The sequence below is a fragment of the Staphylococcus shinii genome (assembly GCF_017583065.1).
Taxonomy (GTDB): Bacteria; Bacillota; Bacilli; order Staphylococcales; family Staphylococcaceae; genus Staphylococcus; species Staphylococcus shinii.
The window spans coordinates 14642-35290 of sequence record NZ_JAGEVL010000007.1; the positions used below are offsets into that span (position 1 = coordinate 14642).

Here is a 20649-nt window from a genome sequence, read left to right on the forward strand (position 1 = left end):
TGTTTAATTATTTAATTGAATTCATATCTTGTTTCCATGATGGATATATTAATTTCCCACCTTGATTTTTGAATTTAGTATTATCAGCACCACGTTCATGTGATTCTGAAGTTTGAATATTGATTTCAGGGTTCACATTTAATAAGCCTGCATACCATTCTGCCCATACATCACCTTTGACTGGCTCATCATCTACGATATTATAAATACCGGATTCAAAGTTTAATGCTTGAATTGCTACTTCTACTGCGTCATCAATATGAATAAATGATTGTATCCCCTCAGTCATTGTGACCGTTCCTTCAATAAACGAGTTATAAATCATACCATCTTTACCGTACCATGTACCTGGGCCGTATAGTAAGCCGTAACGAAGTACAACATGTCACTTTTCTTTTTATATTGTAGTAATTTTCTTTGTTAAATTGCAAAAAGTTTCGCTTATATTTGAATATCACTTTACTTGGTATATTAGAAAAGTAACATTTAAAAACAAAAAGCATCCTACATTAGTTTGTAGGATGCCATATATGCTAAGAAAGATAGCTCTAGGCTAGGAAACTATAATTAGATAGCAACAATAAAGGTTAAAAGTATACAAAACAATATACTTATAAATTGATTTGTATACTATTTATAAAATGAATTAAACCAACAAGGCCATTAAAACTTTTAAGTAACAACGATACCTAAAAAAATCTGAGTAAAATAATACCAATAATTATTAAAACAATTCCTATGGATTTACGGAAAGTTATTTTGTTTTTAGGTATACCAAGCAAACCAAACTGATCAATAATTAAGGCCATTAGCATTTGCCCTAACATACCAGCTATAGTTGTAAGCGCAGCACCTAAGTAAGGCATTAAAAAAATATTAACAGTAATAAAAATAACCCCAAAAATCCCTCCAACAAAATAAAAGGGATTAAGTTTTCCATGCTCTTTATCATTGTTTTTTAAAGAGAAATTTCTGTTTGTTAAAATTTTAATTAGTAATAGTGTAATAAAACCTACCATAAAAGAAATTAAAGAAGCCATGATTGTAGAATCTAATTGTTGGCCAAGCTGACTGTTAATAGTAGTTTGTAAAGGTGGACAAAAACCGAAAATAAATCCTAAAAACAACCATACATATAAATATAAACTTGATTTCTTTTTATTTGGATTTCTTACATAATTCATTAAAACAATACCTAAAATTAATAAAATAATACCTACAGCTTTAAAGAATGTAAAAGGTTGAACGGATGCTCCTAGCCAACCAAACGTATCGATAATAACTCCCATAATCATTTGGCCTGTTAAGGTAATAACAACAGTTAAAGAAGCGCCTAATTTAGGTAATAATAGTAAATTTCCGGTTAAAAAGATAACACCTAAAAGTCCCCCAGTAATCCAATAAAAATTTACTGATTGCTGTTCTATATAACTAAAAGTTAGCATAGTTGGGTTTAATAGTAGATTGAGGAATATTAGAAATACAGTTCCTACTGCAAAAGAAATTGTAGATGCATATATCGGTGATTTTGTATACATATTCAGTTTTGAATTGATAGATGTCTGAAAAGGGATAAACATCCCGCCAATAATGCCAATAAAAAATAGCCCAATTAACATTTTTACCACGCTTTCCATAATATAAGAATTTAAATTTTTAAATCGTAATCATTGGTTAATTAGTCTTGTAGTAAAATTATATAGGTAGTAGTATATTTTTTTATAATTCTTAATAGAAGATATTAATTATCTTCTTCAAGAACAAATGATATCCAATGTCCGAATTCACATGCTAAATGCATTTGATGTTGCCTTATCATTGAATTTGGTAAAATACCTGGAAATTCAACGAGAGCTTTAAAACGAAAGCCATCATTTTCTTTTTTAATTTGATGTCTCATTCCACCAATAATAGTGCCGTTATTTAATTTTGCAACGCCAGGGAGTTCAATGTCATAATCTGATGATTTTTTGGATTTTAATTTACTTTCATCATAGTAGTGAGCAAAAAATCTTGTTGGCAAGGGTGAACCACCTGTTAACTCAAGCACTTCTTGAACTTCTGAAGTTATCCCTTGTAGCACATAGTGATCTGGATTAGAACTAATATTCATAAAATCATGGTTTTCATTTTTTTCCATCATAATTTGATTTATAGATGCCATGACTTGCTCAGGATTTAGACTGCTATTAGGAACAAATATTTCTGCGATACTGAATTTTCTTTTTCCGAACGAGAGTTTTTCAGCGATCATGGACATAGCATTACCTATTGTATATCTCTTTTTCATCACATTTCTAATCTGGTCAAAACCTAATTCCATTTTTGCATTTACAATTTCGTTTCTCATCGCATTAATATCTTTGTTTTTTTTCAAAGCTGAAAAATTCTTTTCGAATTTTGCGTTAGCTTTTTTGTTTAAGTATTTGTGAGTAGCTGCTAATCTTTTGATCTCCCATTCCTTTATTTCATTGAATGTTAATTCATTTCCGTTAACTGAAAAAATTAATCTATTTTCTTTAATCATTATTAATCCTCCTAAGCATTTGATTACTCTTTATAGTAGACAATTTGACTAGTGGTAGCTAGTAATTGCCCCTCTGCCGTCCATAATTCTGCTGTTTGATCAAAATATCCATTGTAAAATTGAAACGCACGGGCGTAACCTAAGACTTCCTTATCACCATGTTTTTCTAGGACTTTGGAATCAGTATGGAAATAAATGGTAAGAGATACTGTACCGATAGGTACTAAGGCATTTCTTTTAACATAAATACGTGGGAAAAATGCATCACACATAGCTGTTAATGATATAAAATCAATGTTTCTTTTGGGGTTGTCTTTCATCCACTGAACCGTAATAGAGTCAGAAGGATCGTCTGAACTTGATGCAGAAAACATTTTTGGGATTCCTTTGATGATTCTTATGTCATAGTTATCTAACCAGGGAGGCATCTCTCCAAATTGAATAGGTTTTATATATTCTTCGGATGGAACATTTGGGAATTTAGCTTCTAAAGAGGACCAAGTCTCTCTTCGATTAGACAAAACTGCAGTTCCTGTAATGACAACTTCCTTATTTTGAAACATTTCAACGAACCAATGTTGTGTAGAACGGTTTGTTCTAATTGGAGTTGATTGGATACTTAAATTCCCAGCTAGAACGGGAGCTGCATAATTGATAGTTAAAGATATTGGTTCTCCAATACATTTGGGATGTTGTATTATAGATTTTAGAATTGTAGATGCTGTTATACCACCGTATTGTCCAACCATATTTGCGTAACGTTTTGATGTACGTCCATAATAAATGTTAGATTTTCTAAATAGTTCTGTAGCTCTATCCAATGGATGACGTTGTTCATTAGAGTCCATAATAAAGCCCCTTTCTTTTAATGTACTTATAAGTATATGCTTAATTTTTTATTTATATAAATAACCTCTTATGACATTGATATCTTAAAAGGTATCAATGTCATAAGAGGTTTGCCAGAATTAAAATTCGACTTAAGTTTTATTATAAGACAAAAATATGATTTTGTTTTATTCTTGTACTAATTCCTTGATAAACATTTTAAGCTGCTTTTTGGTTATTTTATGATCTTTTAAGCAAATACCCATAACATCCCCCAGACCAAAAGCGAAAAAACGCGCATATAATCTAGGATAAGTTGAATTGTTGATTTGTTTAGATAGACCACTAGACATTTCGTGTCCTCTTTTCAGTATTACATTTGCTAGTGCTTCGTTGATAGCTTGATTAGGGTTACCAAATTTATCTACCGTATTAATAAATATTCTTCTTCTAGGGTAAATAAAATCAACAAAACAATCATGAAATGGTTTATTTGAATGTTCTTTTAAGTAATCTAAAAATAATATGCCTAAGTAATCTGTGAATTCATTTAACAAATCATATTTATCTTCAAAGTATCTATAAAAACTACTTCTATGAATCATAGCTTTTTCACAAATATCATTAACTGTAATAGAATCAAGCATATGGGTGTCCAATAGATCTTGAAAAGCTATAATAATAATTCTTTTGGTTCTTTTTTGCGATAGGGACACATAATACCTCCTAATCAACACGTTTATTTAATTATTAAAGAATGTATAGATAATAACGGTTTTTATCATTTATTATAATATATTTATTTCTTTTATCACTTTTTCTATAAAATTAGATAGTTCAAATATTTGTTCTGAATTCCCCCCATGTTTACGGACAGATAAAGTATTGTTGCTTACCTCATCGTCACCTATAACAATAGTATAGGGCACTTTTTTAACTTGAGCATTTCTAATTTTATAGCCCATTTTTTCCTCACTTTTATCAACATTAACTCTTATACCTTTAGATTTTAGTTGTTTTTTAATTTTCTCAACATGAGCTAAATGTATTTTGTTATTAACGGGTATAATATTAACCTGGTTTGGTGATAGCCAGAGAGGTAATTTGCCACTGTAGTGTTCAAGTAGAATACCTAAAAATCGATCTATAGATCCATAAATAGCTCTATGAATAACTACAGGCTTTTCTTTTTCATTATTTTCATTAATATAATTTAAATCAAATTTTTCTGGCATTTGGAAATCGAGTTGTATTGTGCCACATTGGTGGCTTCTACCTAATGCATCTTTAATATGAATGTCTATTTTCGGCCCATAAAAGGCACCGTCTTTTTCATTAAGTGTATACTTTAAATTATTATATTTTAAAACATTTTCAAGAGAAGACTCAGCAAAATCCCATAAGTTGATATCTCCCATGTAATCATCTGGTCGTGTAGATAATTCAATTTCATAATCAAATCCAAAGATTGTATATACTTTATCAATTAAATTAAGAACATTAAGAATTTCACTTTCTATTTGTTTTTTATTTATATAGATATGGGCGTCATCTTGATTAAATGTCCTTACTCTAAACAGTCCATTTAAAGATCCACTCAGTTCATGTCTATGCACTTGACCAAATTCAGCCATGCGAATAGGTAAATCTCTGTAGGAATGATGTTCATTTTTATAAATGAGCATGTGCCCTGGACAATTCATAGGCTTTAATGAATATTTTATATCATCTACTTCTGTAAAATACATATTATCTTTATAGTGATCCCAATGCCCACTATTCTTCCATAATGATTCATTCATTATAAAAGGTGTATAAACTTCTTCGTAATCTTCTTCAAATTGTAATTTCCTTAAAAGATTTTGGAGTTCTAATCTTATAATTTGACCATTATGCTTATAGAAAGGCATACCTGGAGCATAATCAGAAAATGTAAATAAATTCAGCTCTTTACCTAATTTTCTATGATTTATATTTTCATATTTTTCAAGAAATAATTCATGATTCTCTAGGGCTTCTCCGCTAGAAAAAGCTATACCTGATATACGTTGTAGAGCTTCATTATTTACATCTCTTAACCAATTTGTAGATGAAATATTTTTCAACTTATAATTTTTAAGTTTTGATAAATTACTTATAATAGGATAAGTAATTAATGATATATAATCACCAATTTTAGCAATTTTAATATTTTCTTCATCATTATGTTCAATATGGTACTTCATATATGCTTTGTCCGCTAAAACTAATTTAGCTTTTTCTTTAGACATTTCCGATATCTCTATTGTTGGATTAGATTCAATGAGTTTATACAATGCTTTATTTATATCTTTCAAGTCATTTTTATTAATGTTCTTGATTGGATTATGAAAATCACAATAAAAAGAATTATTATCTACGCCTAAATCTGCAATTTTAATATTTTCAAATTGTTTTTGTATAACATAACTAATTAAAAAAGCTAATGTATATTTTATTGATTTCTCAGCTTCTTGATCTTCATAAGTTATAAAATCTACTTTACTATTTTCTTTAATCACATAAGTTATTTCCTTTAAATCACCATTAACATATCCTAGGGCAGCCTTTTTTGAGAAAGAGTTACCAATACTTTTAGCAATATGAAATAATGTTGTTTCCTGTGGCACCTCCAATTCATTATTATTTGATAATTCAATCTTCACATTATCTTCAAACATTGATAACACTCCTTTATTTTATATTAAAAAAACTGCGCTTATCCCTATAGATATAGGGACGAGCGCAGTCTCGTGGTACCACCCAAATTCCTCTAATTAGTCAATTAACCAATTAGAGCTCATTGAATAACGTAACATGTTATTAAACGATGTACTTTCATACATATCTCCAAAGTAGTAAAGTATTTATAAATTATAGAAGCTTCCAGCCGATGGCCTCTATTCCCTGTTTTTAGTTAAACACTTTTTCTTTTTCTCTGAACTCGATATTTAATTATCTATAATCATATATTAGTTAACTAATTATTTCAATGTGCAAATATCTTATAAATAATGATGTTTATATTTCTTTAACTTTAATTCTGTATACAGTTTGTCTAGTAATATTAACTTCTTTAGCTATTTGACTAATAGAAATTCCTTGATCTAGCATTTCTACAACACGATGATATACCAAACGCTTTTGAGGATCTTTAGCATTGGGAGAATACAGAACAGGTCTCCCGTTATATATACCTTTTTCTTTGGCTACTTTAATACCTTGAGCTTGTCTACGTTTACTTTCATTTCTTTCTTGTTCTGAAATCATTGCTAAAATTTGAATAATTAAATCTTTCATGAATTTATCTAGTAGTGGATTTCCAATCACTTCATTCATCATAGGTAAACTCGTTATCATTAATTGCACTTCTTTATCTTTTAAATAATTAACTGTTTGAATTATTTCATCATAATTTCTTCCTAATCTATCAATAGATTCGACAATTAAACGATCTCCCATTCTTAAAAAATCTAATACTTCCTGAAAAACAGGTCTGTTTTCTATAGATTTAACTGATTGTTTTTCTGTGAAAATTTTCTCAGCAACAAAATATTTTGAATTTTCAATTTGCCTATCTAAATTTTGATTAATGGTCGAAACTCTTGCATATCCAACAATCATTCCCCCCCCTTAACTTTCACCCTAATCACATAAAATGTTTAACGTTTATCTTTTATTATAATTTTATATTTTTGTTATATGATGATGTGAAAGGAGGCTAGATATAAAATATTTTGAATCAAAAAGCTGGAATTATGGAGGTGTTAAAATGGATAAGAATTTGGCCGACTACACACATTTTCAAAGCCAAGAAGCTATGAAAAAACATAAAATCATTGAAGCCTATATAAAAAAACAGAAGTCAGTTCAAGATATTAGTAATAATAAACAAATACCTCAAAGAACAATTTAATCTTGGGTAAAACGCTACGACAATAAGGGATTAATAGTATTAATAAACAAAAGACGAAAGGACTTAGATAAAGTTAAAGTAAACCAAGATACGCTCAATTATATTAAAAATGAATATCTATCTAACAAAGGTATACCTATAGCATCAATACACCGTAAAACTATATATTGGTGTAATCAAATGAACTACCCTTTACCTAATTATAAACAAGTTTATGCAAGTATTAAAAAAATATCTAATCATTTAAAATCCTACTCTAATTTAAATAGTAACAAATATGCTTGTCATAGTTACATCCTCCGATATGTACATATTAATAATTAAATTCACTTTTCTATCGATACATAAACACTTTTAGGTGAAAATGTATTATTCTTGGAGGATATTTATAACTTTATAGTAATGCGAAATTTTAAAGCAATTAATTTTCTTAACTACGTGAATATAGTATGATGCTTATAACAAATAAGTAATTAAGTTAGGAAGTTTTAATATGAAATCAATATTGCTAATAGGGCAGTCGAATATGGCGGGGCGAGGTTATTTGCATGATGTTTCGCCTATTTTAGATGAACGTATTATGGTTCTTAAGAATGGCAGATGGCAAATGATGGATGAGCCGATTCATAGTGATCGTTCTGTAGCGGGTGTAGGACTAGCTGCATCGTTTGCCAAGTTGTGGTTAGATGACCATCCCGATGAAACGATAGGTTTGATACCTTGTGCAGATGGTGGAACTTCTATGGATGATTGGGACCCTGAGGGTATACTTGCTAGGCATGCTATTACTGAAGCGCAATTTGCACAAGAAACGAGTGAAATTATAGGTATATTATGGCATCAAGGCGAGAGTGATAGCTTTAATCAACAATATAAAACGTATGCTTCAAAATTAAAGACGCTCATCGATCATTTTAGAAACACTTTGAAAATACCTGAAGTACCATTTGTGTTAGGATTGCTTCCAGATTTCTTAGGGAAGTCAGCATTTGGTCAGAGTGCAGTAGAATATAAAGAAATTAATGAAGCATTACAACAAACAGCTGAAGAAAAAGACAATTGCTATTATGTTACGGCAGAGGGATTAACTTCTAATTCAGACGCCATTCATATTAACGCGATTTCCCAACGTCTCTTTGGTATACGCTACTATCAAGCATTTGCAAAATCTGAACACGTTGTCCACCCGTTACCAGAAGAAACACAAGCAGATATATTATTATATAAACAAGAACAAACAAAAAACGAGGAGTTGTATATGCTTGTTGCTCAGTTCTCCAAAAATGAAATTACTTATGAAAATTTTATAAAAAGTATGAAAGAGTTACAATAAATCAAAATTTCCTGGGAAATGAACTTTCTCCAATCCCCCTGTCCTGCCTTTTTTAAATATTTCAATACATTTAGGGTAATTGTAATATTACAAGATATTTGAAGAGGTGAGGATATGGTCAGATTTTCAATTAGACGCGTTGTGCTTACAGGGGCAATCGGCGGGTTCTTAGCAGGCGCTGTAAAAATAGGAGGGGAAGGTCTTTTACCACCACGAACGCCTAAACGTGATGAAGAACCACCACCTGTTAAGATGATGGAAATATTTAATGTGCCTGATAAAATACGTAATGCATCTTATGTATATAACGGCAATGAAGTGTCATTTTCAGTCATGGGTATCCACTATGGTTTTTCTATAGTCAATGCTACATTGTACGCACTATTAAGTGAAAAATACAACTCAATTTCAAGTTGGAAAGGTGGAATGTTTGGTATAGGTGTCCACGTGTTATTTCATGAGATTATGTTACCCATGCTAAAACTTACGCCTAAAGTTGATGAAATACCACCAGAAGAACATTTTTCAGAATTGATTGGTCATATCATATGGATGAATACGATAGATTTTGTGAGAAATTCAGTGAAATAATTTTACGTAGTATAAATTAACGCCCTCACCATATACATCTTATAGTATGTGTTGAGAGCGTTTTTGATTGTAATAGCTTAATTAATACGACCTTTATTAATTTTTGTGAGACTTTCATTAACATCGAATATTTTAGCATTTACATAAGGTACACCCATAGATTTTATACGTTGGCTATGCATCTCTAAATACTGATTTGCATGAGTTTTATTATCAAACGCGTAAATACCACCTGCTTCTTGTTCGGACTCATTTTCAGTCCAAATCTTCCATAAAAATCCTGGTTCATGATTTATGGATTCTGCTAAATCTTTAAATTGTTCAGCCATTTCATTGCCAAATGGTCCATTTAAAGGAAAGTCTACTTGTAGAATTGTTACCATTTAAAACATCCTTTCGATTTAAATTAACTATAAGTTCATCATAACTAGAATTAGTAATTACGTGTACCAACAAAAGCTCAAGTATGTCGTATATTTCTTTAAAAATAGAACGTTAATAGTTAAAACAGTATAATTTTCGTTATTTTTAAAAATAAAATCATTTTGATTTAAAATCAGTTTTAAAGGGAAAGTAATTAAAACTATGTTTATAAGGAGGATAACTATGGATTATACATTATTAGGTAATTCGGGCTTATCGGTATCAAAATATGCGCTTGGTAGCATTCCATTCGCGGGGACAAATGGTTTTGAAAACGCGGGTGGCATATCTCAAGAGTTGAGGAATTACATGATAGACTATGCATTGGATCAAGGAATAAACCAATTCGATACGGCTAATTTATACGCTAAAGGTGATGCAGAAATTGCATTGGGTAAAGCGATTAGAGACAAACGTGAACAGATGGTGATCAGCAGTAAGACTGGCTTTCAATTAACAGATAATCCAAATGATGGTGGGGCAGGTAGAGTTAACATAGAGCGCTCTATTGACGCTTCTTTAAAACGGTTGAATACGGATTACATTGACTTATATTATACACATTTATGGGACGGCCAGACGCCTGTAGAAGAGACGATACAAGTAATGAATGATTTGATTAAAAAAGGTAAGATTCGCTATTGGGGCGTATCCAATTATAGTGGTTGGGCATTAGCGAAGACGCATTCTCTAGCAGTATCAAATCATATGGCTCCTCCAATAGCACAACAGATTTATTATACACCCGAATCAAGAGAAGCAGAATACGAGTTATTACCTGCTGGCAAAGAATTAGGGGTAGGTAATAGCATTTGGTCGCCTCTAGGGGAAGGATTGTTAACAGGTAAAATTAATAGACAACAGTCTGGTGAGTCAGGCACAAGACAAGGTGATGGCTGGGCGGAACCTTATATAAAAGATAAAGAACTATTTTATAACCTCGTAGATACATTACAAGAAATTGCTAATCAACATCGTGTTTCAGTAGCACAAGTAACGCTTGCTTGGCTTAGAGATCGTCCGAATGTTGATTCTCTTGTGTTAGCTGCTAGAACCAAAGAACAACTACAAGATAATATTGCTTCATATAATTTAGAATTAACAAACCAAGAAATAGCCGCTATTACTGATTTAACTACTCCAGAGCCGATATATCCTCTATGGCATCGTGCTATGAATTCTTATGAGAAAGCATCAAAATCAGAGAAAGTTTATTTGGACGGTTATAATCAATTAATGTCTAATAAAGATACTTTGTTATAAAAAAATTTTATAATTAAAATTTGCTAGCCGAGGCAATAAGTCTCGGCTATATTTTTGCGTTGATTAAATATTACTTTTGAGATGAAAATAGAAATATTAAAGCAAATTATAAAAAGTTTTACTAAGCATAAATTAATTTTTTCATTATACTATTAGAAATAAAAAATAATTTATTAAATGTTTAATATCATATTGCAATTAAAAATATTAGGTGTATGATTAAGGTGAATAATTACACTTTTGCAGATAGGTGCTCTAAAAATGGAGGAGTGATTATATTCGTTAGTTTGGTTATATATAAGTAAACTTAACATTGGTACTGTTTATAAGGACAATCTCTTGCATATTTAACGAGTAATGGTCAAGAAGTAAAAGTAATAACGTCAAACGTGAAGTTATAGTGAAGCTGCTGCTAATCTAAACTCTTTAAACCCTTGGATACAATTATAATGGATACACAACTCATGAAGTATTACTTCCAGTAAATAATGGAATTGTACAATTGCTAAAATACGGTAATAGCACAATTGATAGCTATAAAGTGAATTCATATCATTCTACCGGACTTGATTAATCAAAGATGGTATATGACACTACAATTAATTTTAATAATCAAAATTACCTATATCAGATAGAAATTCATTAGTAATAAAAAGTTGTTGTTTGGCAAAAAAGGACATTAATTTCAAGGAGTGATTTATTATGCGTAAAACAGGCAAGATACTTTCAGCAACTGTCGTTGTTTCAACGCTTGTCGTAGGTTCTTCAGCAGCATATATTACGACAAATAGTCCGAGTGCACAAGCAGTTGAGCAAAAGCAAAAATGGGGACATGGTGAAGGTGGTGCTGGTGGTGCAAATACTGAAAGTAATGCAGAACTAAAAGCTGAAACACCATGGTACAACTACGAGGGTTATACGACATATGACCCATCATTCACTCAAGATTATAACTTTGTACGCGCTTTAAAATACGACAATGTTTCAATTAATGGTTATAAAGTAGATACAGATGCTAAGAAAGAGTTTGACCATGTTAAAAAGGTTTATGACACTTCTGTATCCTTTAATAGCGATAATGAAGTTGTTCAAATAACATTCTTCACAAAATCGAACTCAGTTGCTAAAGCAACATTCAAAGATGCACACAATTCTAATGAAATTATTGAGGAAGGGAAATTAGGTAATAAAGATGGAACATTTGTAAAATATGAAACTAATAATGGCTTCTATACGGCTTTCTTTGACCAAAACGATAATTTAATGGAAATCACAATTGGTCAATAAAATAAGTTAATAACGATAATAATTTAAAATTGTGGATTGAGAGGCTGGGGCATTAATTGTCTCAGTCTATATTAAATTAATGATTCCTATACATAAGCTATTTACTTATGTGTTCTAGTTTTGAGAATTAGTAGTGCTTATGCATAGTTCAGTTCGGATAAATCTTTATTCCTTTCAACTATAGTCATTATAATCAGGAGCACGGCGGAATCTTTTTAAATAAATTAGATTTTTGTCTGACTCTATTATAATGTTATTTTTCATTAGTGAATTTAACAGTTATAATTATAAAAAATCTAATAAAAACATTTTAAACAATTAGGAGGATGATTTTTATGAAAAAAGTATTTTTAGCTATTATGGTGAGTATGATTACACTGTTACTAGCACATTTAACGCATTATAATAGCGCCTCTGCGAGTGAGATAAAACATATTGAAGACAAGAATGATGTAACTATAGGTGTTTATGGTATGAATACTGAAAATGGTAAAGTATACAAACACAACGCTGACGAACGATTTGCTTTTGCGTCCACGTATAAAGCGATTGCGAGTGGAATTTTACTTAATAATACGTCTCAGGATAAACTCAATAAAAAGGTAAAAATAAATGAACAAGATATTGTTGCGTATTCTCCAGTTACCGAAAAATACATAGGAAAAACAATGTCATTAAAATCTTTAGTGAAGGCGTCGATGCTCCAAAGTGACAATACTGCAAATAATAAAATAATAAAGGAAATTGGCGGAATTAAAGGATTTAATAAAGAACTTAAAAATTTAGGAGATGCTACTTCAAAACCTCAAAGATTAGAACCAGAGCTAAATAATTATGATCCAACTAAAATTGCTGATACAACGACGCCAAAAGCAGCAGCCACAACCTTAAATAAATTGTTATCTAGCAGCCAAATGGATAAAGAAAATCAAACGCTATTAAAACAAGTTATGGTTGAAAATGAAACTGGTGATAGTTTGATTAAAGCTGGCGTACCTAAACATTATACGGTAGGAGATAAAAGCGGCCAAGCTTTAACTTATGGAACGCGTAATGATTTGGCATTTATATACACTGACGAACACAAAAAGCCTATTATTTTAGCAATTTATACGAAACAAGGTCAAAAGAATGCAAAACCAGATGATAAAATAATCGCAGCGGCAGCGGAAAAAGCAATTGAAAAATTGAAATGATAACTTTGAGTTATCGAGAAAACAAAACAATCACTTATAATAGTTAAACAAAGGGTTATAGAGGAGTTCAAAATGGAAATTAAGCAGATGAAGTATTTTGTGGAAGTTGTGAAAAATGGTGGTATGACTCAGGCATCGGAGCACCTTTATATCGCACAATCTACAATTAGCAAGAATATCAAAAGCATTGAAGATGAATTTAATATTACGTTGTTCGATAGACGCAAAAAACACATTATACTGACGGATATTGGTCAAATATTTTATGATAAATGCGTTGAAGCTTTGGCTGTATTAGATGATTTGTCGCTAGAAATGGGAGATGTCACAAACTTAGAACGTGGACATATTCGTGTGGGTATTTCTGCTATTATGAATGTTCGTTTATTTACAGAAAGTTTGAATGAATTTCACAATAAATATCCAAATGTAACGTATGAAGTGATAGAAGGTGGTGGAAAAGCTGTTGAATCCTATCTGAATAGCGACGAAATTGACGTTGGTATCACGACGTTACCTGTAGATGACGACATTTACCATGCAGTGCCTTTATATAACGAAAAGTTATTATTAGTGGTGGACAAAAATGCAGAGTTAGCGAAACAATCATCTGTGTATTTAGGGGATTTGAAGAGTGAACAATTTATCATGTTCCATGATGATTATTATTTAAAAGACCAAATTATTGAGAGTTGTAGGAAAGTTGGGTTTCATCCGAAAACAGTAGCAAAAATGTCGCAAATTACTTTTATTGAAAATATGATTCGTGATGGAATTGGTGTGAGTATCTTACCCGAGAGCATAGTACGTATTTTAAATGATGGCGTTGTAGGTATTGAGATTACGGGCGCCGATGCGGCATGGAATTTAGGTTTGATTTGGAAAAAAGATAGTTATATGAACCATGTGACGCATGAATGGATTCAATTTTTAACAGAGTACAAATAATATTAATCTACACCAGCAAATTAATATTATTAGGTAATTGAAGTATTCCAAAAGAGAATGTTAAGCATTCCAACTATGTATTTTATTCATGTTAAAGGCCATACTATAATAGAGTTGTAGAGGGTTATAAGTACTCATTAATAAATTATTCATATCGATTTATAAATAAGTATTTCATGATGTATTTATTTTATCGTACACCTAAGATACGATAGCAGTTTAATAGACAGTGGTTGTTAACTGGGTTCATAATTTATAAAGAAAAAAATCGTCTGAAGTTAGTGTATTACTTGGATAATGCATTACTGCTACACAGAGTCGATGTAGCGAAACCTAACATGGTTGTTATTTGTAAGCATTAAACAGATAAAAGATGTATTACTCATAAAAACGTATTCATAATATTTCGAAATGGTAAATAAAACCAATATTAAATTAACTTTCTCCCAGTCATGAATGTTAAAAACACCCCATCGAACGCTATTGGTTAAGCATTATTTCGACACAAGACGACGCAACGTAGATAAAACGAACCTATATATAACGTTATTATTACTGGAACTTAGTAAAACTTATCACTACTGACTGCTATAAATCGATAAGATGGCACGCGCATCTATGAAGTCACTTATTAGATTTAAAAAACAATTACCAGATAAAACTATAATACATTGGACGAAATAAATATTTCGTTTGAAATCATAAAAATGCGGTAACCCTCTAGATAAATATCTCTCAAACAATCACGCCCAAAACTACACTGTCCATGTAGTCTTGGGCGCTTTGTTTGTGTATATTGATTAGTTATCATCACTTGCAGAAGGGTGTAGGTGATACGCAGGTTCCGTAGGTTCATCTTTAATGACTTTATCTAAAGTTGTAACGATTTGTTGTGCAATTTCGGCAGTGGGTACACCTATAGCGTGAACAGGGTAATCCAATTTTTTAATTTGTGGAATATTATCATAAGAATAAATTATAGGTTGATGATCTGAATCCATAGCGTTAATCGTTCCTACAGTAATATCGTAGCTTCCACAAATGACACCCGGTGAGAGCGCTCCATCGTTTAAAAATTGTTTTACTGCAGCCTCCGCGTCTATCGCATTTAATCCGTTAGAATCGATAATTCGATAGGTAACATTGTTGTTTTCACAGTAATTGATGATGGCTTCTTTTTTGGCAATTTGACGCGCATCTGTTGTGTTGATATCACCAATATAGTCTATCGTATCGATACCTTTAGCAAGCAATCCTTTTATTGCTAGAATCATCGCTTCAGCGTGGTTCACGTTAACAATTGGGTAAGGGATATTACGATCGACGCCATAAGCCACTACAGGTACGTTGTTATATATTTCTGGAGGTAGATTAGAGTCGTCACCTTCGTCAAAAATTACGATACCGTCACAGCCAAATTCAACAAATTTTTTCGAAGCAGCAGCGACATCATCGATAGACACAAACATGACATAACCTAATGATTTAATAGCCAAATTAATTTCTGTAATGAGATGCGTTACGGCGACACGATCTACTGATGGCCAGATTAATCCAATTGTGCCACTTTTTTTAGAAACAAGAGCTCTTGCTGAATGATTAGGGATATAATTCATTTCAACGGCCTTTTGTTGTATCATTTCTTTTGTTTTTGGTTTAACTAGTTGGGAATTTTTCAATGCTTTACTGACTGTGGAATAGCTGACACCACAGGCTTCGGCAACGTCTTTTAAAGTCACAGCCATAAAACTTCTCCTTGAAATAGATTGATTTAAGTTAGAATTAATTATACCATAGAGACAAGCATTACAATATTTTTTTGGATATTAATAACAACGTTGTTATTTTTCTGCCAAACTATTTTTTAAAGGGGATGACAAGATGAATTCCATAGAAACAATGAAGACAATTCAACAAGGGCAACATATTGCGGTGATGCGTACAGATAATGCTGAATCATTTTTAGATATTGCGCACACCATCATAGATAAGGGACTTAACATTATTGAAGTAACATTAACAACACCGAATGGCATCGATATTATTGGCGAATTATCTAAGAGAGAAGATGCAGTTATTGGCGCTGGTACAGTGTTAGATAGTGTTTCTGCACGTAATGCTATTTTAAATGGTGCTAAATTTATAGTAAGTCCATCTTTCGATAAAGAGACTGCAAAAATAGCTAATTTATATGATGTACCATATATTCCTGGCTGTATGACAGTTAAAGAAATGGTCGAGTCTTTACGTTATGGTTGCAAAGTATTGAAGCTATTTCCAGCGACACAATTTTCTCCAAAGTCTATAAAGGATTTTAAAGGACCTCTACCTCAAATTGAAATTGTACCAACAGGAGGCGTTGGTAAAGATAATCATCAAGAATGGTTAGATGCAGGTAGTTTTGCAGTAGGTATAGGCAGCGAAATTACAAAAATTTATCAACAACAAGGTAAAGCAGGGTTAGCGCAATATGTAGCAGAATTAAAAAGCGAGGGATAATTTATGACGGTATTTGGATTTGGCGAAGTGTTACTACGCTATACTCCGCCTAATTATGAACAGCTTAAGGACACACATACATTTGACGTTAATGTCGGTGGTGCAGAATTAAATGCGCTCATTACACTAGCAGAATTTGGGCATAAAACAGAGATGTTAACGGTGTTACCACAACATGCGCTGAGTCACATAGCATTACAAAAAATGTATCAAACACGTGTAGGTACTGAATTTGTGAAACAACAACAAGGTAGAATTGGAACTTATTATATGGAAGAAAGTTTTGGTTATAGAAGCGGTAAAGTTATATATGATCGTGAGCATTCCACATTTGCTGAACATGGGAACACGGTTGTCGATGACTTAGCTACGCAAAGTGGTGATTACTTTATTTTCACAGGTATTACATTAGCTGTGAATAAAACAATTCGTGAGTAAATTGTATCGGTTCTTACTAAATTAAAACAACAGGGTACTAAAATTGTGTTTGATATTAATTTCCGTAGCAATTTATGGACAAAAGCAGAAGCTTTACCAGTAATTCAATCTGTATTACCGCTTGTCGATGTATTGTTCTTTGGCAAAAAAGATGCCACACACTTGTTAGAGACTAATGATGAACATGATGATATAGAAACGTGTGCTAAGACGATACAAAAGCAATTTGATATACATTTAATGGCTTCCAGTAATAGAAATATTGAGCAAAGTACATTGCAAGGTATTACATTAGCTGGCGAAAAATTTATTAACGGTAAAGCATATTCATATACTGTACTTAATCGAATTGGTGCCGGTGATGCATTTATGGCTGGATTCTTACATGGTCTTGTAAAGGGCTGGCAATTAGACGCTGTAACTGACTTTGCTACAAAATGCTCAGTGATACAACATACGACAAATGAAGATGCATTAAATATAGAAGAAAATGCAGTTCATAATCTGTCATCTCACTTTGGTGAACTGAAACGTTAAGATCTAAATTAAAAGGAGCGAAAAACATGAAAAAATTTTTAGCTCTGTTTGTAAGCGCATTCTTTTTAGCTGGCATGTTAGACATTGCGTTATCAGATTATAAAGTTAGCGCAGAAAGTAAGAAAAAAGAAATTATGTTAGCGCATAATCAGCCAACCGAGCATCCAGTACACAAATCACTTGAAATTTTTAAAGATAGATTAGAAAAAGAATCCCATGGACAGATAAAAGTTAATATATACCCAAATGGACAATTAGGTAGCGAACGTGAAGCAATTGAAATGACACAAACAAATGCAATACAGATGACTAAGGTTTCAGCAGGAGCATTAGAAAGCTTTTCACCAACGTACTCCTTGTTTAATATGCCTTATTTATTTGAGTCACAAGATAGTTATCGACATGTGATGCAAAAACAATCCGTACAAGATGCCTTTTTCAAATCAACTGCTGATAAAGGATTTTTAGGTATTACTTATTATGATGCAGGCATGCGTAATCTCTATACAAAAGATAAAAAAGTTGAAACAAGCAAAGATTTAAAAGGATTGAAAACTCGCGTGCAACCTAGTAAAACGAGCGTCGATTTAATTAAATCACTTGGCGGTACGCCTACACCTATGGATTTTGGAGAGGTGTACACTGCAATGCAATCAGGTGTGATTGACGCTGGAGAGAATAACGAAACAGCATTAACAAGTAATAATCATGGTGAGGTGGCTAAACATTATTACTATACGGAGCATGCCATAGTTCCAGACATATTAATTATGAATAAAGAAACCTATGACAGTTTTTCTGAAAAACAAAAACAGTGGTTGAAAGATGCAGCGGCTTATTCAACTGACAAACATGAAACGATTTGGGATAACGCGATTGAAGATAGTAAGAAAACAGCTAAAGAACAAATGGGAGTGAACTTTCATGATGTAGATAAATCTTCCTTCAAAGCGTCTTCTAAACCTTTACAAGATGAATTTAAAAAGAATCCTGACACTAAAGCGGATTATAAATTAATCGAAAAGGAGGAACAACGCTATGAAGAAAGCAAAGACCATCATTGATAAATTATTGCTAACTTTAGCTGGTATTGCACTTTTCGTAATGGTTATCCTCTCGATTTATCAAGTATTGACACGTTTTATCTTTAATAGTCCAAGCACTGTAAGTGAAGAAATAGTGAGGTTTTTATTAATTTGGTTTGGTTTACTAAGTGCAAGTTATGTATTCGGTATTAAACAACATATAGCGATATTATTTATCCGAGAAAAACTACCCAAAAAAATACAATTAATAATGGAAAAAATTTCGGATATTATTTTAATAATTGTAGCACTTGTTCTAATGATTTGGGGCGGTTATGAGGTAGTTAAACTAACATGGTTACAAATCGCACCATCAACTGGTTTGTCAATGGCTCTGATGTACGGTGCACTTCCCGTTTCAGGTTTGTTTATTATTTTTTACGCCATATATAACCTGTTAGATAAGCAAGAATTAGCGACCGTCCAAGAAGTTAATAAGGAAGATGTAGGTGAGCATATATGACAATAATGGCAGGTTTAGTATTGTTTATAACTTTTTTCTTCTTCCTATTATTCGGTTTGCCTATTGCACTGGCGATTATCTTGAGTTCTATCATCACGTTGTTAATGATTCTACCATTTGATGTGACCATAGTGACGGCAGCGCAACGAATGGTTACGGGTATTGATGATTTTACGATGCTCGCTATACCACTCTTCGTTTTGGCTGGTATCATTATGAACAATGGTGGCATCGCATTTAGGTTAGTTAATTTTGCGAAAGTCCTTGTAGGTCGTTTGCCTGGCTCATTGGCGCATACCAATATTGTTGGTAATATGCTGTTTGGTTCGATTTCAGGGTCGAGTGTAGCAGCTGCAGCTGCAATGGGGCGCATCATGGGACCTATGGAAGAAAAACAAGGATATAGAAAAGAATACTCGGCTGCTGCAAATATTGCTTCTGCACCTTCGGGTTTAATGATACCGCCAAGTTCATTATTAATTGTTTATTCACTTGTGAGTGGGGGGACATCAATTGCTGCATTATTTATAGCTGGTTATATACCTGGGATTTTATGGGGCATTGCCTGTATGATTGTAGCTTTTACTATGGCCAAAAAACAAGGCTATAAAGTATCTGAAAGTATTGGCTGGAGAGATAAATTATTTTTAACATTAGATGCTTTACCAAGTTTGTTGTTAATTGTCATTGTTATTGGCGGTATCGTTTCAGGGATATTTACTGCGACTGAGGGTGCTGCTGTAGCCGTACTTTATTCGACTGTTTTATCGCTTATTTATAAAAGTTTATCATTGAAACAGATTCCTAATGTAATTAAAGAAACAGCAGAGATAAGTGGTATGATTTTGTTCTTAATTACTGCTTCTGCTTTATTTTCTCTTGTCATGAGTTATACCGGATTACCCGAAGCAATTTCAAATGGCATTATTTCTATGACAGATAATCCAATTATTTTATTACTATTAATAAATGTCATTTTGTTGGTTATTGGTACTTTTATGGACATCACACCAGCCGTATTAATATTTACACCGATATTTTTACCAATTTCAGAAGTTTTAGACTTAGACCCAATTCACTTTGGTATTATTATTGCTTTTAATTTATGTATTGGAAATATCACGCCACCGGTTGGCAGTGCCTTATTTGTAGGTGCAAGTGTTGGTGGCGTGCGTGTAGAGGCAGTGTTCAAATATTTAGTACCTTATTTCATCGCATTAATTATCTTAATGTTATTTATAACATTTATACCAGAACTTTCATTATTCCTTCCTAAATTATTAGGATTATAGAAAAG

The 20649-nt window shown here is 32.1% G+C and carries 19 protein-coding genes and 2 pseudogenes; 12 read left to right on the forward strand and 9 right to left on the reverse strand.

Annotated features, from left to right (window positions below):
• Window positions 1-7: 7 nt before the first annotated feature.
• The 7 genes and pseudogenes from J5E45_RS09705 to J5E45_RS09735 all read right to left on the reverse strand — a co-directional run.
• A pseudogene (locus J5E45_RS09705) lies at window positions 8-385 on the reverse strand (NAD-dependent epimerase/dehydratase family protein); the annotation flags it as partial.
• Between the two features lie 304 nt (window positions 386-689).
• Window positions 690-1619, reverse strand: a complete 930-nt coding sequence (locus J5E45_RS09710; RefSeq protein WP_069792815.1) for a DMT family transporter — start codon at window positions 1617-1619, stop codon at window positions 690-692.
• Window positions 1620-1741: 122 nt separating this feature from the next.
• Window positions 1742-2527: a hypothetical protein gene (locus J5E45_RS09715; RefSeq protein WP_039068566.1), complete on the reverse strand. Its 786-nt coding sequence runs from the start codon at window positions 2525-2527 to the stop codon at window positions 1742-1744.
• Window positions 2528-2550: 23 nt separating this feature from the next.
• Window positions 2551-3375: a thioesterase family protein gene (locus J5E45_RS09720; RefSeq protein ID WP_052253442.1), complete on the reverse strand. Its 825-nt coding sequence runs from the start codon at window positions 3373-3375 to the stop codon at window positions 2551-2553.
• Window positions 3376-3543: 168 nt separating this feature from the next.
• Window positions 3544-4071, reverse strand: coding sequence for a TetR/AcrR family transcriptional regulator (locus tag J5E45_RS09725; RefSeq protein WP_052253441.1), 528 nt, complete (start codon window positions 4069-4071; stop codon window positions 3544-3546).
• Window positions 4072-4143: 72 nt separating this feature from the next.
• Complete coding sequence (thrS, locus tag J5E45_RS09730; RefSeq protein ID WP_208182134.1) at window positions 4144-6054, reverse strand: threonine--tRNA ligase; 1911 nt, start codon at window positions 6052-6054, stop codon at window positions 4144-4146.
• A 340-nt stretch (window positions 6055-6394) separates the two neighbouring features.
• A complete protein-coding gene (locus J5E45_RS09735; RefSeq protein WP_069792813.1) occupies window positions 6395-6997 on the reverse strand; it encodes a recombinase family protein in 603 nt (200 codons plus the stop codon).
• A 148-nt stretch (window positions 6998-7145) separates the two neighbouring features.
• On the opposite strand from J5E45_RS09735, the gene J5E45_RS14390 reads away from it, so the two are divergent.
• From J5E45_RS14390 to J5E45_RS09750, 3 genes are all read left to right on the forward strand, one after another.
• Complete coding sequence (locus J5E45_RS14390) at window positions 7146-7289, forward strand: hypothetical protein (protein WP_237282876.1); 144 nt, start codon at window positions 7146-7148, stop codon at window positions 7287-7289.
• A 493-nt stretch (window positions 7290-7782) separates the two neighbouring features.
• Window positions 7783-8622 carry a sialate O-acetylesterase gene (locus J5E45_RS09745; RefSeq protein WP_069792812.1) on the forward strand — a complete coding sequence of 280 codons (840 nt, stop codon included), beginning with the start codon at window positions 7783-7785 and terminating at the stop codon, window positions 8620-8622.
• Window positions 8623-8736: 114 nt separating this feature from the next.
• A complete protein-coding gene (locus J5E45_RS09750) occupies window positions 8737-9213 on the forward strand; it encodes a DUF1440 domain-containing protein (RefSeq protein ID WP_208182135.1) in 477 nt (158 codons plus the stop codon).
• Window positions 9214-9290: 77 nt separating this feature from the next.
• On the opposite strand, the gene J5E45_RS09755 is transcribed toward J5E45_RS09750, so the two are convergent.
• Window positions 9291-9596 (reverse strand): monooxygenase, encoded by a 306-nt coding sequence (locus tag J5E45_RS09755; RefSeq protein WP_039068559.1) that lies wholly within the window; start codon window positions 9594-9596, stop codon window positions 9291-9293.
• Window positions 9597-9819: 223 nt separating this feature from the next.
• Between J5E45_RS09755 and J5E45_RS09760 the strand changes: the two genes are divergently transcribed.
• From J5E45_RS09760 to cidR, 4 genes are all read left to right on the forward strand, one after another.
• The gene (locus J5E45_RS09760) at window positions 9820-10899 is read left to right on the forward strand and encodes an aldo/keto reductase (RefSeq protein WP_039068558.1); all 1080 of its coding nucleotides are present in this window, start codon (window positions 9820-9822) and stop codon (window positions 10897-10899) included.
• A 702-nt stretch (window positions 10900-11601) separates the two neighbouring features.
• Window positions 11602-12186: an immunodominant staphylococcal antigen IsaB family protein gene (isaB, locus tag J5E45_RS09765; RefSeq protein WP_208182137.1), complete on the forward strand. Its 585-nt coding sequence runs from the start codon at window positions 11602-11604 to the stop codon at window positions 12184-12186.
• A 335-nt stretch (window positions 12187-12521) separates the two neighbouring features.
• Complete coding sequence (gene bla / locus J5E45_RS09770) at window positions 12522-13382, forward strand: class A beta-lactamase (protein ID WP_039068556.1); 861 nt, start codon at window positions 12522-12524, stop codon at window positions 13380-13382.
• A 72-nt stretch (window positions 13383-13454) separates the two neighbouring features.
• Window positions 13455-14330 carry a cidABC operon transcriptional activator CidR gene (gene cidR / locus J5E45_RS09775; protein ID WP_039068555.1) on the forward strand — a complete coding sequence of 292 codons (876 nt, stop codon included), beginning with the start codon at window positions 13455-13457 and terminating at the stop codon, window positions 14328-14330.
• 800 nt (window positions 14331-15130) lie between these two features.
• Here the strand turns inward: cidR and J5E45_RS09780 are convergent.
• Window positions 15131-16075 (reverse strand): LacI family DNA-binding transcriptional regulator, encoded by a 945-nt coding sequence (locus tag J5E45_RS09780; protein ID WP_039068553.1) that lies wholly within the window; start codon window positions 16073-16075, stop codon window positions 15131-15133.
• A 136-nt stretch (window positions 16076-16211) separates the two neighbouring features.
• Here J5E45_RS09780 and eda point away from each other — a divergent pair, with 136 nt between their 5' ends.
• The 5 genes and pseudogenes from eda (at window position 16212) to J5E45_RS09805 (ending at window position 20644) form a co-directional block, all read left to right on the forward strand.
• Window positions 16212-16829, forward strand: coding sequence for a bifunctional 4-hydroxy-2-oxoglutarate aldolase/2-dehydro-3-deoxy-phosphogluconate aldolase (gene eda, locus J5E45_RS09785; protein WP_039068551.1), 618 nt, complete (start codon window positions 16212-16214; stop codon window positions 16827-16829).
• Window positions 16830-16832: 3 nt separating this feature from the next.
• Window positions 16833-17804 (forward strand): annotated as a pseudogene (locus J5E45_RS09790) (sugar kinase).
• Between the two features lie 26 nt (window positions 17805-17830).
• Window positions 17831-18868, forward strand: coding sequence for a TRAP transporter substrate-binding protein (locus tag J5E45_RS09795; protein WP_069792810.1), 1038 nt, complete (start codon window positions 17831-17833; stop codon window positions 18866-18868).
• Window positions 18843-19352, forward strand: a complete 510-nt coding sequence (locus J5E45_RS09800) for a TRAP transporter small permease (protein WP_101050496.1) — start codon at window positions 18843-18845, stop codon at window positions 19350-19352. Before J5E45_RS09795 ends, J5E45_RS09800 begins: the two co-directional genes overlap by 26 nt.
• On the forward strand, window positions 19349-20644 hold the full coding sequence (locus J5E45_RS09805) for a TRAP transporter large permease (RefSeq protein ID WP_107548763.1): 1296 nt from the start codon (window positions 19349-19351) through the stop codon (window positions 20642-20644). The genes J5E45_RS09800 and J5E45_RS09805 overlap by 4 nt, the downstream gene beginning before the upstream one ends.
• The last annotated feature ends 5 nt before the right edge of the window (window positions 20645-20649 follow it).

Bases quoted from the DNA above. Each gene is read 5' to 3' on its own strand.
- J5E45_RS09710 (WP_069792815.1), bottom strand. From the start codon at position 1,619: ATGTTAATTGGGCTATTTTTTATTGGCATTATTGGCGGGATGTTTATC.
- J5E45_RS09715 (WP_039068566.1), bottom strand. From the start codon at position 2,527: ATGATTAAAGAAAATAGATTAATTTTTTCAGTTAACGGAAATGAATTA.
- J5E45_RS09720 (WP_052253442.1), bottom strand. From the start codon at position 3,375: ATGGACTCTAATGAACAACGTCATCCATTGGATAGAGCTACAGAACTA.
- thrS (WP_208182134.1), bottom strand. From the start codon at position 6,054: ATGTTTGAAGATAATGTGAAGATTGAATTATCAAATAATAATGAATTG.
- J5E45_RS09735 (WP_069792813.1), bottom strand. From the start codon at position 6,997: ATGATTGTTGGATATGCAAGAGTTTCGACCATTAATCAAAATTTAGAT.
- J5E45_RS14390 (WP_237282876.1), top strand. From the start codon at position 7,146: ATGGATAAGAATTTGGCCGACTACACACATTTTCAAAGCCAAGAAGCT.
- J5E45_RS09745 (WP_069792812.1), top strand. From the start codon at position 7,783: ATGAAATCAATATTGCTAATAGGGCAGTCGAATATGGCGGGGCGAGGT.
- J5E45_RS09750 (WP_208182135.1), top strand. From the start codon at position 8,737: ATGGTCAGATTTTCAATTAGACGCGTTGTGCTTACAGGGGCAATCGGC.
- J5E45_RS09755 (WP_039068559.1), bottom strand. From the start codon at position 9,596: ATGGTAACAATTCTACAAGTAGACTTTCCTTTAAATGGACCATTTGGC.
- J5E45_RS09760 (WP_039068558.1), top strand. From the start codon at position 9,820: ATGGATTATACATTATTAGGTAATTCGGGCTTATCGGTATCAAAATAT.
- isaB (WP_208182137.1), top strand. From the start codon at position 11,602: ATGCGTAAAACAGGCAAGATACTTTCAGCAACTGTCGTTGTTTCAACG.
- bla (WP_039068556.1), top strand. From the start codon at position 12,522: ATGAAAAAAGTATTTTTAGCTATTATGGTGAGTATGATTACACTGTTA.
- cidR (WP_039068555.1), top strand. From the start codon at position 13,455: ATGGAAATTAAGCAGATGAAGTATTTTGTGGAAGTTGTGAAAAATGGT.
- J5E45_RS09780 (WP_039068553.1), bottom strand. From the start codon at position 16,075: ATGGCTGTGACTTTAAAAGACGTTGCCGAAGCCTGTGGTGTCAGCTAT.
- eda (WP_039068551.1), top strand. From the start codon at position 16,212: ATGAATTCCATAGAAACAATGAAGACAATTCAACAAGGGCAACATATT.
- J5E45_RS09795 (WP_069792810.1), top strand. From the start codon at position 17,831: ATGAAAAAATTTTTAGCTCTGTTTGTAAGCGCATTCTTTTTAGCTGGC.
- J5E45_RS09800 (WP_101050496.1), top strand. From the start codon at position 18,843: ATGAAGAAAGCAAAGACCATCATTGATAAATTATTGCTAACTTTAGCT.
- J5E45_RS09805 (WP_107548763.1), top strand. From the start codon at position 19,349: ATGACAATAATGGCAGGTTTAGTATTGTTTATAACTTTTTTCTTCTTC.